We start from the raw sequence: 13,885 nt of genomic DNA on the forward strand, positions 1-13,885 counted from the left end.
ACCGGCGTGGACGGCGGCGGGGGGTGGCGCCCGGCCCGTCAGTGGCAGCTGGTCCGTGCCGGCCGTGACGCGGTTCCCGCCTCGACCCGCCGGTTCATGGCCCGGGCCCGGCGCCGCCGGATGCGCGCCGCGCTGCCGTGGGCGGTGGCCGGCGGGGTGCTCGCCGTGGCCGGGCTGGTGGCGTGGGTGGTGCTCGGCACCGGCCTGTTCGGGGTACGCGAGGTGCGGGTGGAAGGCGCCGAGTTGGTGACCGCCGTGCAGGTGCGTACCGCCGCCGGGGTGCCGGACGGCGCGCCGCTGGCCCGGGTCGACCTGGCCGAGCTGGCCGACCGGATCGGCGCCCTGCCGCCGGTGGAGCAGGTGTCGGTGGAACGTGACTGGCCGGCCGCGCTGGTCGTCCGGCTCACCGAACGCACCGGGGTGGCGGTGGTGCCACGCGGGGAGCAGTTCGTGGTGGTCGACGCCGCCGGGGTGGCGTTCCGGACGGTGCCGCAGCGTCCGGCGGATCTTCCGTTGCTGCGGCTGGCCGAGCCCGGTCCGGAGGATCCGGCGACCCATGCCGGCCTGGAGGTGCTCGGGGCGCTCACGCCGCAGTTGCGGGCCGACCTGGTGGAGGTCACGGTCGACGGCCTGGCGCGGATCAGCGTGCTGCTGCGCGGTGACCTCACGGTGTTCTGGGGGGACGCGACCCGGGGGACGGACAAGGCCCGGGTGGCCACCGCTCTGCTCGATCAGGACGCCACCCGGATCGACGTCAGCGCGCCGGACGTGGTCACCTTCCGGTGAGCGGCCGGTCAGGCTGTGAACCCTTGCGCTCGACCGGCGACACGCCGGAAAGGTCCTTGGCTCATCGCTCGGCTGCGCTTACGTTGCCCGGAAGAGGATCGGTGGTTGACATAACTGTAACCCTCTAGTAGAGGGTGAGGGTTTACCCCTCGGCCTCGCTGGTGACAGCTGCGTCGACCATGGTCTGGCCGCGCCGTAGCCGGTCGGGGAGTAGCCAATCTCGAAGGGAAAGGACCGGAGATGACACCTCCGCACAACTACCTGGCGGTCATCAAGGTCGTCGGCATCGGGGGCGGTGGCGTCAACGCCGTCAACCGGATGATCGAGGTTGGGCTCAAGGGCGTCGAGTTCATCGCGATCAACACGGACGCGCAGGCGCTGCTGATGAGCGACGCCGACGTCAAGCTCGACGTCGGCCGCGAACTGACCCGGGGGTTGGGCGCCGGCGCCAACCCGGACGTCGGCAAGAACGCCGCCGAGGACCACCGCGACGAGATCGAGGAGGTGCTCAAGGGCGCCGACATGGTCTTCGTGACCTGCGGCGAGGGCGGCGGCACCGGCACCGGTGGCGCGCCCGTGGTGGCGAACATCGCCCGCAAGCTGGGTGCCCTGACCATCGGCGTGGTGACCCGGCCGTTCTCGTTCGAGGGCAAGCGCCGCCAGGTGCAGGCCGAGGCCGGCATCGACGAGTTGCGCAACCAGTGCGACACGCTGATCGTCATTCCCAACGACCGGCTGCTGGCGCTCGGCGACCGCAACATCAGCATGATGGACGCCTTCCGTACCGCCGACCAGGTGCTCCTCTCCGGTGTCCAGGGCATCACCGACCTGATCACCACCCCGGGTCTGATCAACCTGGACTTCGCCGACGTCAAGAGCGTGATGAGCGGCGCGGGCAGCGCGCTGATGGGCATCGGCAGCGCCCGTGGCGAGAACCGGGCCGTGGAGGCGGCCGAGGCGGCCATCTCCAGCCCGCTGCTGGAGCAGAGCATGGACGGCGCCCGCGGCGTGCTGCTCTCCATCGCCGGCGGTTCCGACCTGGGTCTGTTCGAGATCAACGACGCGGCCCAGCTGGTCACGGACGCGGCGCACCCGGACGCCAACATCATCTTCGGTGCGGTGATCGACGACGCGCTGGGCGACGAGGTCCGGGTGACCGTGATCGCGGCGGGCTTCGACGGCGGTGCGCCGGCCTACAAGGCGGCCGAGCCGGCGCGCAAGACCAACCAGAACCAGCCCGCCCAGCCGAGTACGCCGGTCGTGCCGTCGCCGGCCACGCCGGTGGCGCCGCAGTCGCCGCGCCGGGTGCTCTTCGACGACGTCGACGTGCCCGACTTTCTCAAGAACGGGTCCTGAGCACCGACCATGACCGACAGCCCCGCTCTGGTACGCCCCGACCGACGTGCCGAACTGGCCGCCGGGCTGGCGCGCGTACGTGCCCGGATCGCCGACGCCTGCGCGGCGGCCGGCCGGGACCGGACCGAGGTGACCATGATCGCGGTCACCAAGACCTACCCGGCGGCCGACGTGATCGCGTTGGCCGGGCTCGGGGTGACCGACGTCGGGGAGAACCGCGACCAGGAGGCGGCGACGAAGGCCGCGCAGGTCGCCGCGGCCGGGGTCACCCCGCGCTGGCACTTCATCGGGCGGCTGCAACGCAACAAGGTGAAGTCGGTGGTCGGGTACGCCGATGTGGTCCAGTCCGTCGACAGCGTCCGGCTGGCGACCGCCCTGGACGCGGCGGCGACCGCCAGCCGGGACCGGCCGCTGGACGTGTTGGTGCAGGTCAGCGTCGATGGTGACCCGAGCCGTGGCGGTGCGGTGGCGGGCTCGGCCGATCCGGACGTCGGCCTCGGTCCGGTCGCCGCCGGGGTGGCCGCCGCGGCGGGACTTCGGCTGGCCGGCCTGATGGCCGTGGCGCCGCTCGGGTGGGAGCCGGAGCGCGCCTTCGCCCGGCTGGCCGCCATCGCCGAGGCGTTGCGGGTCGAGCATCCGCAGGCCACCGTTCTGTCGGCCGGCATGAGCGGTGATCTGGAGGCGGCCATCGGCCACGGCGCGACACATGTCCGCGTCGGCAGCGCGTTGCTCGGAATGCGTCCCACGCTGCGGTAGCCTGACCGCGAGGGAAGCAAATTACATCAGTGTTGTTTGTGGGAACGGCCATCCCGACGACCGGGGGGCGTGACGTGCAACGCGAATTGCGCGTCAGGGGATTGCCGCTCCGGTCCGGTGGGCAGGAATGGTCCACTCGCGACAGGCGACACGTTCGGGGGCGTGTGCCGCACGGCGGACGGGAAGGGCGCGGGGATGGGTGCACTGCGCAAGGCGGGGGTCTGGCTCGGACTGGTCGAAGAGGACGACGAGCGGGCCTATGACGACGGCGGCTATGACAAGGGCGGTTACCGCGAGTCGCGCTACCGGCAGAGCCGGTACGCCGAGGAGTTCGCCGACGAGGTGGACGACGAGGTGGACGAGCCGCCCGCGCCTCGTCCCCGACTCGGCGACCGGGGTCGGCTCAGCGAGCGGTCCGGCGGCCGGCTGGGCGACTCCGAGCGACTGGATTCCGAGCGTCCGGAGCGGGCCGAGCGGTCCAGCGTCCGCTCGATCACCCGGTCGAACGCGGAGTCGTCCGGTGCGCTGACCTACCACACCCGGGACAACCTCGCCCTGGCGCCGCAGGCGCAGCCCCGCGAGCGGGTGGTGGTGCCGGAGGAGGAGCAGCGTTACCAGATCACCACGTTGCACCCGACCACCTACCGCGAGGCCCGCACCATCGGTGAGCACTTCCGGGACGGGGTTCCCGTGATCATCAACCTCACCGAGATGGATGAGGCGGATGCCCGCCGTCTGGTGGACTTCGCCGCCGGGTTGGCGTTCGGACTGCGCGGTACGATCGAGCGCGTGACCAACCGGGTGTTCCTGCTCTCGCCGGCCAATGTCCAGGTCACCGCGGAGGACAAGGCCAAGATTGCCGAGGGCGGGTTCTTCAGCCTGAGTTGACCCGCCCGACCCGAGGGACTTCGCCTGCCGTGTTGTCGATCTTGCTACAGGTCCTCTACCTGATCACCTATGTCTTCCTGATCGTTCTTCTGGCCCGGTTCGTCCTGAGCGCGGTCCTGCAGTACGGCCGGCGCTGGCAGCCTGGTCGGGGAGCGTCGGCCGGACTGGAATCCGTGTGGAGCGTCACTGATCCCCCGCTCTGGGCGTTGAGGCGTGTGATCCCTCCGCTGCGAATTGGTACCGTGAGCATCGACCTGGCCTCCCTTGTGCTCCTGGTTATCCTGTTCGTGCTGATGAGGTTTGTGTTAGAGCCGGCGATCATCAGGACCGCCTGATGACCGACGCGCTATCGCGGCCGCAACTGACCCGAGGAGTTTCGATGCCGCTGACCCCGGCCGACGTCCACAACGTCGCCTTCAAGAAGCCGCCGATCGGCAAGCGGGGCTACGACGAGGAGGAGGTCGACGCCTTCCTGGACGAGGTCGAGCGCGAACTCGCCCGTCTGATCGAGGAGAACAACGAACTGCGCGCCCAGGTGGAGCGGGGGGGGCGGGGCGGTGCTCCCGCCGGTCCCGGCGGCGACGCCCGCCTGGCGGCCGAACTCAACGACGTCAAGACCCAGCTCGACCGGGTGCAGCGCGACAAGGCCGCCGCCGAGCAGGCCGCCCGTGCGATGCAGGCCGAGCTGGAGCAGGTCCGCGCCGCCGGTGGCGGTGTGGTCTCCGGCCCCGACGGGGAGCAGCAGGCGCTGCGGGTGCTGATGATGGCCCAGCGGACGGCGGACGACCACGTCTCCGACGCCCGGCGCGAGGCCGACCAGCTGCTGTCCGAGGCCCGCTCCAAGGCCGAGGAGGTCACCCGCGAGGCCCGCGCCAAGGCCGACGCGCTGGAGCGGGACGCCCGGCAGCGGCACCAGGAGGCCATGGGCGGTCTGGACGCCAAGCGCACCGCGTTGCAGAAGCACATCGAGGAGCTCAAGCAGTTCGAGCGGGAGTACCGCACCCGTCTCAAGGCCTACCTGGAGAGCCAGCTGCGCGACCTCGACGGTCGTGGCCAGGGCCTGGAGGCGGAGATGACCCGTGGGGACGGCACCCGGGCCGCCGGCAACGGGCTGGCCGCCGCCGGGCTCGCCGGTTCCTACGGCGGCGGTCGCTCCGGGGCACTCGAGGCCGGTCGCTGAACCGGGCGGCGGCCGTCGTGACGCCGGCCGCTGGCCCTGCCTCATCTCCTACGACGCGGCGGGGGTGAGCCGTGATAGTCATCAGTCTCGCGCTCATCCTCGTCGCGGTGGCGCTACTCGTGCTCGGGTTGGCCAGCGGGTCCAGCCTGCTGCTGGTCGTCTCGATCGGCGCCAGTCTGCTGGCCGCGGTGGCACTGGTCGCGGGCGCCCGCCAGGCGGCCGCCGGCCGAACCTCGCCCCTGCGGGAAGCAGCCGCCGATCCGGCGCCTGACATCCCGGCGCAGCACGTCCCACCGACCACGAACACCGGCGAGTCCGGGTGGCGGCAACCACCCGGTCCGCCGGTGGCGACAGCGTCGGACACCGATGGCGGTACCGGCGCGGTGCCGGCGTACGACGACGAGCCCGCCGCGCAGGAGGTCACCCCGGAGCAGGCCGTCCAGGTGTCCCGGCTGCCGGACGAGGTCCGGGTGGTCGACGGCCGGCCGCGTTACCACCTCGACGAGTGCGCGCACCTGGTCGGGCGGGAACACGAGCCGCTGCCGGTCGCCGAGGCGGTCGAACTGGGCTTCACTCCGTGCGCGCACTGCGCGCCCGACACCGCCCTGTTGTCACAGTCCGGGCGTCGCTGAGCCGATCCGATGGCCGATGCGTTGACCGTCGCCGTCCGGGTGAAGCCGGGGGCGTCCCGGGCCCGGGTGGGTGGCCGGTACGACGGCCCGCACGGGCCCGCGTTGGTGATCGCGGTCAACGCTCCGCCGGTCGACGGTCGGGCCACCGAGGCCGCCCGGCGTGCCCTGGCCGCTGCGCTCGGTGTCCGACCGGCCGCGGTGTCGTTGCGTACCGGCGCGGCGAGCCGCGACAAGATCTTCGTGATCGCCTCCCCCACCGCCGACCTGGCCGACCACCTGCACCGCCTCCTCACCGCCGCGACCCCACCGGCTGACCGCGCGAGTTGATCAAGAGGTTTGCGTCGCGGATCCGGCCAGGTGGCGACGCAAACTTCTTGATCAACCACGCCGGAGGGGGAGTTGGGTCGGAGTTGCGGTATGGGCGGGGGGTGGGGTGGGTTTCTGCTAGCGTTCCCTTTGCTCCGATAGGGCATAAATCGGGGTGGAACGGGCGTTCCGGTGCGGCACGTTGTCGGACGCCTTTACGTTCCGTATCCTTGCCAACCTCCGGAGTGCGCGGCCAGGTGCCGCGCGCCCGTTTTGTACCCGGGGCGGCCGATGCTGGCCGCCCCTGTCCAGGCGCCGCGACCACCGCGGCTCCGTGGCCGAGGGAGTGACGATGGCCAAACCAGCCGACACCAGGACCGCTGGGCGCAAGCCTGCGGCGAAGTCCACCCGCAGTGCCGCGGAGACCGAGAAGATCCGTGCCGCCCTGGCGGCACGGCATGCCGAGTTGCGCGCCGAGTACGATCAGACGCTGAGCGAGATCACCGAGCTGCAGCGCGACCGCTTGACCGACTCGGCCGGGGACGACCAGGCCGACACCGGCACCAAGACGTTCGAGCGGGAGCAGGAGATCTCCCTCGCCAACAGCATTCTGGAACGGATCACGCAGGTCGAGCGGGCTCTGGAGCGCCTCGACGAGGGTGGTTACGGCTGGTGCGAGCGGTGCGGCAACCCCATTCCGGTGGAGCGCCTGGCCGCCTTCCCGTCGGCCACCCTCTGCGTGACCTGCAAGCAGCTGGCGGAGCGACGCTGACGGCGGACTCCCCGGCGCTGGTGCACGGCGGTGCCACGGCACCGCCGTGATACGTCGATGGGGAGCAGATGAGCGCAGCACCGCCCGCTGGATCCGGCACCGCCGAGCCGGGCACCGCCACGAGATCACGGCGTACGCCCGTCACGATTCTGCTCTGCCTCGCGGCGTTCGCGGTGACGGTCGACGTGCTCACCAAGCACCTGGCGCTGGTCGAGCTGAGCGACCGGGAGCCGGTACGGCTGCTGGGCGGGGCCGTCTACTTCTCGCTGACCCACAACAGCGGTGCCGCGTGGAGTCTCGGCAAGGACTACACCTGGATCTTCCCGCTGATCGCGATCGGTGTGCTGGCCTGGATCGCCTGGATGGGGCGGACGCTGCGTTCGGTGCCCTGGGCCATCTCGCTCGGCCTGGTGGTCGGCGGTGTGACCGGTAACCTGATCGACCGGATCTTCCGGGCTCCCGGCTGGTTCGTCGGCCACGTGGTCGACATGATCAGCGTCTTCGACCCGTACGGCCGGGTTTTTCCGATCTTCAACGTCGCCGACAGCGCCCTGGTCTGCGGTGTGCTGCTGGCCATCGGGTTGGAGTTCACCGGCCGCCAGCGGGACGGCACCCGGCTGGTCGGCGACGACGGTAAGAGCACCGGTAAAGCGGCGGACACCGCCGGGGACACCGCCGACGGCGAGCGGCGGGAGCACGCGTGACGGCCGCCTTCGCCGCCCGCGGCGACCACCGCAGCCTGCCCGTCCCCGACGGCCTCGACGGGATGCGGCTGGACCAGGCCGTCGCCCGGCTGTTCGGCCTGTCCCGGACGACCGCCGCCAGCCTCATCGACGCCGGTGAGGCACTGGTCGACGGCGCGGTACGGCCCAACTCGCACAAGGTCCGGGCGGGTTCCTGGCTGGAGGTGACGCTGCCGGCGCCGGCCGCGGCCCCGGTGGTGGTGCCCCAGGCGGTGCCCGGACTGCGGGTGGTCCACGCCGACGACGACATCGTGGTGGTCGACAAGCCGGTCGGGGTGGCCGCCCACCCCAGCCCCGGCTGGAGCGGCCCGACGGTGATCGGCGGGCTGGCCGCGATCGGTCACACCATCGCCACCAGCGGCGCCGCCGAGCGTCAGGGGGTGGTGCACCGGCTCGACGTCGGCACCACCGGGATCATGGTGGTCGCCAAGAGCGAACAGGCGTACAGCGCCCTCAAGCGGGCCTTCAAGTACCGCGAGGTGGAGAAGCGCTACCACGCGGTGGTGCAGGGGCACCTGGATCCGCTGCGCGGCACCATCGACGCACCGATCGACCGGCACCCGCATCACGACTACCGCTGGGCGGTGGTCTCCGGCGGCAAGCCGAGCATCACCCACTACGACACCATCGAGGCGTTTCCCTCGGCGAGCCTGGTCGACGTGCGGCTGGAGACCGGCCGTACGCACCAGATCCGGGTGCACTTCTCCACCCTGCGGCACCCCTGCGTGGGTGACCTGACGTACGGTGCGGATCCCACTCTCGCCGCCCGGCTCCGACTGGACCGGCAGTGGTTGCACGCCAGAGAGTTGAGTTTCCAGCACCCCCGTACGGGGGACGAGGTCCGCTTCGTCAGCGACTACCCTGACGATCTGGGACGCGCGCTGGACATCCTCCGCGACTGACGCGCCCTGCCCGTCCCGACCGATCCGACGAGGGGGCCGCCCGTGCGCGCCGGCGATCTGCTGCGGCAGCTGGACCAGCGACTGCTGCCCCGCCTCGCCACCGTGTTGACCCGGTTCGACCAGGGCCCGGCCCGGAGTTCGCTGCTCGGCTGGGTGGCGGTGCTGTCCTGCGCCGCCGTGCTGTTCACCGCCGTGCTCGCCACCGGTGGCCCGCCGCTGCCCGACCGGACGGTCGGCGAGGTGACCCGGGTGGGCATCGCCGACGGCGACTCGATCCCCGGCTACGAGCGGACGGCCGCCGCGGACCTGGCCGAGCTGGCCCGTGGCGCGTCGCTGGCCGATGGCACGTACGCCCTGGTCTCGCTGTCGGAATACCTCACCCCGCAGTCGCTCGCCGCGGTGGTCGGAGACGTGGGGGTCTCCTTCGTCTTCGGACGGGTGCCGCTGCCCGACCGGCAGACCGAGATCGTGCGCATCCCGGCCCAGCGGCTGCCCGATGACGTCACGGCCGGCATGGCCGAGCTGGCCGAACGCAAGGAGCGCGAGGCCGCCGAATACCGCTCCCGGGCCGCCGCGCTGGGCGGCGGCGGGCCGCAGGAACGGGAACTGCGCCAGTTGTACGCCAGCGGGGCGCGACTGGCGGAGCAGGAGGCGGCCGCGTACCGGGCGAGCTGTGCCTGTGTCTACGCCCTGGTGGTCCGGGCTGAGCCGGCGGTGCTGCGGGGCGTGGCGGCCAGACCCGGGGTGCGGGTGGTCGACCCGGCCCCGGAGGTACGGCGGCTGGAACGCACGGTGTTCACCCCGCCCCTGCCGGAGCAGCGCGACGTGGCCCGACCACCGGTCGACCGCGACCTGCTGCCGGGTCCGACGCCCAGTGCCGAGCCCGAGACGACGGTGCCGTCGCCGGGTCCGGCGCCCGCCGAGAGCCGCGTACCGGCCGCGCCGGAAGTGACGGATTCGTCACCATCACCGGCGGTGTCACCAGTGCCGACATCCGCTCCGCCGGCGACGCCTGCCACCTCGACAGATGCGTTGAGTGAAGGCGATGCGGAGCCGACACCGTGAGGGTCGAGACCACATCGGTGGGTGTCCCGGTGTGGCCTGAACACGGTTTCGTTCGTAGCCTGTCAGACGGAGACCGAGGCGCTGGGGAGGCGAGCCGTGGACGGCAGCGAGACCGGTTGGGGACGGCCCGCCGAGCCCGCACCGCGGTGGCGGGCGCTGCTCGACCGAGCCCGCCTCGGCGGTCGCGGCGCCGAGCAGGGCAGCACCGAGCGGCGGGCCGAGGACGAGCCGCCACCGCAGACTGAGCCACTGCCGCGGCGCCCGGGGGGCTCCGGCTACTCGGGGCGGGCCCCGGCCACCGGACAGCCGCTGGATCGGCCGTACGGCGCGGACCCGGGCTACCGGGCCGAGCCGAACTACCGGCCCGATGCCGCCCGTCCGGCCCAGCCGTACCACGGTCAACCGGGCTACCCGCCGGAGCCGACCTATCCGGCGGTGCCCGAGCCGACCTATCCGGCGGTGCCGGAGCCGCGCCGGCCGGAGCCGGTGGAGTCCCGGTACACCCTGCTGGACAACGGTTACCGGCATGCCGCCCCGCCGGTGGAGTCGCGTTACGCGCTGCTGGACAACGGCGGCTACCAGCCCCCCGCGCCACCGGCCCCGCCACCCGCGCCCGCCGTCGGGCCACCCGCGCCGGTCGCGCCGCCGACGGTGGCCGGGCGTCCCGGCCGGATCGAGTGGCGGGCGCAGAGCGCCGAGAGTGAGCTGGATCGCGCCGCCGCCGTGCTGCGCAAGGACCTGGGTACGCCACGGGTGGTCGCCTTCGCGAATCCGAAGGGCGGCGTACACAAGACCACCGCCACCGTGTTGGGCGCGGCGACCGTGGGCAGCGTACGTGGGCGTGGCGTGCTGGCCTGGGACGACAACGAGTTGCGCGGCACCCTCGGGCTGCGTGCCGGCAGCGCCCGGCACGCCCGGACCATCCGGCACCTGGTCAGCGATCTCGCCCAGATCGAGATCCGCGAGGGCAACGACCTGCTGGAGGTGCTCGACGACTACCTGCGGCATGCCGCCGACGGGTCGTACGACGTGCTCGCCGGTGAGGAGAGCCCCCGGTTCGCCCAGCGGCTGGACCAGTTCACCGTGAAGCGGGTCCTGGAACTGCTCCGCCGGACCCACGACGTGATCTGCGTGGACACCGGCAACAACGTGGAGAGCCCGAACTGGCGCACGGTGATGCACGCCGCCGATCAACTGGTGGTCACGACCGTGCCCCGGGAGGACGCCGCGTTCAGCGCCGACTGGATGCTCGACCTGCTGCACGAGGAGGGGATGGGCGAACTGGCCGACAACGCGGTCACCCTCATCTCCTGCCCCACCCCCGGTCGGCTGCCGTTGCAGGACGACCTGGAGAAGCATTTCGCCACCCGTACCCGGGCGGTGGCCGTGGTGCCCTACGACCCGGCCCTGGAAACCGGCTCCTCGATCGAGTACCACCAGCTCCAGGCCGATACTCGACAGGCGTGGATGCGCGCGGCGTCGATGATGCTGGAGCCTTTCGCCCGCTGAGGTGACCACACCGTGTACGGCTCGCGCCGGGAACTGCGAGGATCATCGGGTGAGTCCGGACACCCCCGCCGTCGAACCGCCCGCACCGGCATCGCCGGCCGACCCGTGGGCCTTCGCCGACCCGCCGCGCCGGCCTGCCCGTACCGTGTCGGTCGGTGGTGCTGTCGTGCTCGTCCTGGCCCTGCTGGGCGTGCCGTTGGGGTTGCTCTGGGCGGCGGTCGCCCCGGCCACCCCGGTGGTCAAGACCGCCGACGGTGCCGCGTACGGCCAGACCCAACCGGAGCAGCCGGTCGCTGCTGACGGGTGGTTCACCCTGCTCGGCCTGGCCTTCGGGGTGCTCGCCGCGCTCGCCCTGTGGTTCGTGTTGCGCCGCCGCCGGGGCCCGGTCGGGTTGGTCGTGGTGACGGCCGGGGCGCTCGCCGCCGCGTTGGTCGCCTGGCAGGTCGGGCGCCGCATCGGGCTGAGCACGTACCAACGCATGCTGGAGACCGCACCGGACGGCACCGCCTTCAGCAAGCCGGCCGACCTGCGGGCCGGCGGGATCAACCTGGTGCTGGGCGTGCTGCCGGTGCCGTACGGCAACCTGCTGCTGCCGGCGTTCGGCGCCGCGGTGACGTACACCCTGCTGGCCGGCTGGTCCCGGTGGCCGTCGCTGCGTCCCGAGCCGGAGGCCGACCTGGTCCTGCCGCATCCGGCGGCCGGCTACCCGCCGGGTGCGCTCGGCCCGGGGCCGGCGGCGCCGTGGCCGGGCGGCCCGGACGCGGACGGCTCGCGGCCGGTGGCCTATCCGCCGCCCAGTTCGGGGCCGTGGCCGGCGGTGCCGGGTGGGCTTGGTTCGGGGCCGGCGGTGCCGGGTGGGCTCAGTTCGGGGCCGGCGGCGGCGTGGCCAGCTCCGTCAGCGGCACCGGAACCGCCCGCACCTGGCGCAGCAGAGCCGCCTCGCGGTTGAGCAGGCTCAGCTCGGCACGTAGCCGGGCCGCCGTGTCGTCGATCGCGAGCAGCCGCTGCCGGTCCGCCACGGTCAGCGCCGCGGTCGCGGCCACCAGGTGGGAGAGCACGGTCGGATCGTCCGGCAGTTGCTCGGTCAGCTCGCCGGCCTCGGCGCGCATCAGGCCGAGGTACTGCCGGAAGACGGCGATCACCCGGGTCGCCAGCAGGCTGGCCGGCTCGTCCGGACCGGTCGGCTCGGGCAGCCAGCTCACCTCGGCGGTCAGGTACGGCGCGGCATGGTGGTCGAGTTGCCCGACCCGGAACCGTCGCCGCCCCACCGTAACGATGTCGAAGCCGCCGTCGGTCAACTCGGTGACCTGCCGAAGCTCCGCGGTGCAGCCCACCTCGTGCAGCGTCACCTCCCCGGTGCCGGGGACCACCCGGCCGGATTTGGGCGCCACCTCCCAGCCGCTGCGGATCGCCACCACGCCGAATTCGCGCGGGCTGCCCTCGGGCAGCCCCATGAGGTGTCGGATCAGCGCGCGGTAGCGCTCCTCGAAGATGTGCAGCGGCAGGACAAGCCCGGGAAAGAGCACCGTGGCGAGCGGGAACACCGGCAGCCGTGCGGTCACGGGATCGAGGGTAGCCGCCCCGGCGGCGTACCGAGTGTCCCGGCTCACCGTCCCGGCCTGCGGGCGGCGCGGGCCGGGCCCGCGCGGGGCCGCCTAGACTCGCAGGGGTGTTGAACCGCATCGACCTGCGCGGTGGCGTGCCCGACCCGCGTGACCTGCTGCCTCGTGCCCAGCTCGACGTCTCGGTGGCCGTCGAGCAGATCCGGCCGATCGTGACGGCGGTACGCGAGCATGGCTACCACGCGGTCCGCGAGGCCAGTGAGCGGTTCGACGGGGTGGCTCCGGAGCTGCTGCGGGTGCCCGTCGAGGCCATCGCGGCGGCGGAACGCACGCTTGATCCGCAGGTCCGGGCCGCGTTGCTGGAGGCGATCGCCCGGGTTCGCAAGGTGCACGCCGACCAGCGCCGCGCTGACCACACCACCACGGTGGTGCCCGGCGGCACCGTCACCGAACGTTGGGTACCGGTCGACCGGGTCGGCCTCTACGTCCCCGGCGGACTGGCCATGTACCCGTCGACCGTGGTGATGAACGTGGTGCCCGCCCAGGCGGCCGGCGTCCGGTCGCTGGTGGTGGCCAGCCCGCCCCAGCAGGACAACGGCGGACTGCCCGACGCGCGGGTGCTGGCCGCCTGCGCGTTGCTCGGCGTCGACGAGGTCTACGCCGTCGGTGGTGCCCAGGCGGTGGCCATGCTGGCGTACGGCTGCGCGGTGGACGCCGCCGGCAGCGCGCACTGCGCGCCGGTCGACATGATCACCGGCCCGGGCAACATCTGGGTCACCGCCGCCAAGCGGTTGCTGCGCGGTGTGGTGGGCATCGACGCCGAGGCGGGGCCGACCGAGATCGCCATCCTGGCCGACGACAGCGCCGACCCGGTGCACGTCGCCGCCGACCTGATCAGTCAGGCCGAGCACGACCCGCTCGCGGCCAGCGTGCTGGTCACCCCCTCGCTGGCCCTGGCCGATGCGGTGGACCGCGAACTTGCCCGGCAGGTGCCGGCCACCAAGCACGCCGAGCGGGTCGACACCGCGCTACGCGGTCCGCAGAGCGGCATCGTGCTGGTCGACGACCTGACGGCCGGGCTGCGGGTGGTCGACGCGTACGCGGCCGAGCACCTGGAGATCCAGACGGTCGACGCCCGGGAGTGGGCGATGCGGGTACGCAACGCCGGGGCGATCTTCGTGGGTGCGTACTCGCCGGTGTCGCTGGGTGACTACTGCGCCGGCTCCAACCACGTACTGCCCACCGGCGGCTGCGCCCGACACTCGTCCGGGCTGTCGGTGCAGTCCTTCCTGCGCGGCATCCACCTGGTGGAGTACACCGAGGCGGCGCTGCGGGAGGTCGCTCCGCACGTGGTCACCCTGGCCGGCGTCGAGGACCTGCCGGCGCACGGCCAGGCGGTCAGCGTCCGCTTCCCGGAGATGCCGTGAG

At 72.7% G+C, this 13,885-nt stretch carries 16 protein-coding genes; 15 read left to right on the forward strand and 1 reads right to left on the reverse strand.

What is annotated here, in order from left to right; genetic code table 11:
• Positions 1-6 precede the first annotated feature (6 nt).
• The 14 genes from E0H26_RS10145 to E0H26_RS10210 all read left to right on the forward strand — a co-directional run bounded on the left by E0H26_RS10145 (position 7) and on the right by E0H26_RS10210 (position 11,844).
• Entirely contained in the window at positions 7-786 is a 780-nt protein-coding gene (locus E0H26_RS10145; protein WP_206025014.1) for a cell division protein FtsQ/DivIB, read from the forward strand.
• A gap of 240 nt (positions 787-1,026) precedes the next feature.
• Positions 1,027-2,142: a cell division protein FtsZ gene (ftsZ, locus tag E0H26_RS10150; RefSeq protein ID WP_131303327.1), complete on the forward strand. Its 1,116-nt coding sequence runs from the start codon at positions 1,027-1,029 to the stop codon at positions 2,140-2,142.
• A gap of 9 nt (positions 2,143-2,151) precedes the next feature.
• A complete protein-coding gene (locus tag E0H26_RS10155; RefSeq protein ID WP_131303328.1) occupies positions 2,152-2,898 on the forward strand; it encodes a YggS family pyridoxal phosphate-dependent enzyme in 747 nt (248 codons plus the stop codon).
• Positions 2,899-3,093: 195 nt separating this feature from the next.
• Positions 3,094-3,786: a cell division protein SepF gene (locus tag E0H26_RS10160; protein WP_131303329.1), complete on the forward strand. Its 693-nt coding sequence runs from the start codon at positions 3,094-3,096 to the stop codon at positions 3,784-3,786.
• A 29-nt stretch (positions 3,787-3,815) separates the two neighbouring features.
• Entirely contained in the window at positions 3,816-4,121 is a 306-nt protein-coding gene (locus E0H26_RS10165; protein ID WP_111212523.1) for a YggT family protein, read from the forward strand.
• A gap of 44 nt (positions 4,122-4,165) precedes the next feature.
• Complete coding sequence (locus E0H26_RS10170; RefSeq protein WP_131303330.1) at positions 4,166-4,966, forward strand: DivIVA domain-containing protein; 801 nt, start codon at positions 4,166-4,168, stop codon at positions 4,964-4,966.
• Between the two features lie 71 nt (positions 4,967-5,037).
• Positions 5,038-5,598, forward strand: a complete 561-nt coding sequence (locus E0H26_RS10175; protein WP_131303331.1) for a hypothetical protein — start codon at positions 5,038-5,040, stop codon at positions 5,596-5,598.
• 9 nt (positions 5,599-5,607) lie between these two features.
• Positions 5,608-5,925, forward strand: a complete 318-nt coding sequence (locus E0H26_RS10180; RefSeq protein WP_131303332.1) for a DUF167 domain-containing protein — start codon at positions 5,608-5,610, stop codon at positions 5,923-5,925.
• A 331-nt stretch (positions 5,926-6,256) separates the two neighbouring features.
• Positions 6,257-6,676: a TraR/DksA family transcriptional regulator gene (locus E0H26_RS10185; RefSeq protein WP_131303333.1), complete on the forward strand. Its 420-nt coding sequence runs from the start codon at positions 6,257-6,259 to the stop codon at positions 6,674-6,676.
• 68 nt (positions 6,677-6,744) lie between these two features.
• Positions 6,745-7,380: a signal peptidase II gene (locus E0H26_RS10190; protein WP_131303334.1), complete on the forward strand. Its 636-nt coding sequence runs from the start codon at positions 6,745-6,747 to the stop codon at positions 7,378-7,380.
• Complete coding sequence (locus E0H26_RS10195; RefSeq protein WP_131303335.1) at positions 7,377-8,321, forward strand: RluA family pseudouridine synthase; 945 nt, start codon at positions 7,377-7,379, stop codon at positions 8,319-8,321. Before E0H26_RS10190 ends, E0H26_RS10195 begins: the two co-directional genes overlap by 4 nt.
• Before the next feature lie 42 nt (positions 8,322-8,363).
• Positions 8,364-9,386 carry a hypothetical protein gene (locus tag E0H26_RS10200; protein ID WP_131303336.1) on the forward strand — a complete coding sequence of 341 codons (1,023 nt, stop codon included), beginning with the start codon at positions 8,364-8,366 and terminating at the stop codon, positions 9,384-9,386.
• Positions 9,387-9,482: 96 nt separating this feature from the next.
• Positions 9,483-10,895, forward strand: a complete 1,413-nt coding sequence (locus E0H26_RS10205; RefSeq protein WP_131303337.1) for an AAA family ATPase — start codon at positions 9,483-9,485, stop codon at positions 10,893-10,895.
• A gap of 49 nt (positions 10,896-10,944) precedes the next feature.
• The gene (locus tag E0H26_RS10210; RefSeq protein WP_131303338.1) at positions 10,945-11,844 is read left to right on the forward strand and encodes a DUF2567 domain-containing protein; all 900 of its coding nucleotides are present in this window, start codon (positions 10,945-10,947) and stop codon (positions 11,842-11,844) included.
• On the opposite strand, the gene E0H26_RS10215 is transcribed toward E0H26_RS10210, so the two are convergent.
• Positions 11,756-12,457, reverse strand: coding sequence for an LON peptidase substrate-binding domain-containing protein (locus E0H26_RS10215; RefSeq protein WP_131303339.1), 702 nt, complete (start codon positions 12,455-12,457; stop codon positions 11,756-11,758). The genes E0H26_RS10210 and E0H26_RS10215 overlap by 89 nt on opposite strands.
• A 107-nt stretch (positions 12,458-12,564) precedes the next feature.
• Here E0H26_RS10215 and hisD point away from each other — a divergent pair, with 107 nt between their 5' ends.
• Entirely contained in the window at positions 12,565-13,884 is a 1,320-nt protein-coding gene (hisD, locus tag E0H26_RS10220) for a histidinol dehydrogenase (protein WP_131303340.1), read from the forward strand.
• Position 13,885: the final 1 nt, after the last annotated feature.

It is taken from the genome of Micromonospora zingiberis (assembly GCF_004331455.1).
Taxonomy (GTDB): domain Bacteria; phylum Actinomycetota; class Actinomycetes; order Mycobacteriales; family Micromonosporaceae; genus Micromonospora; species Micromonospora zingiberis.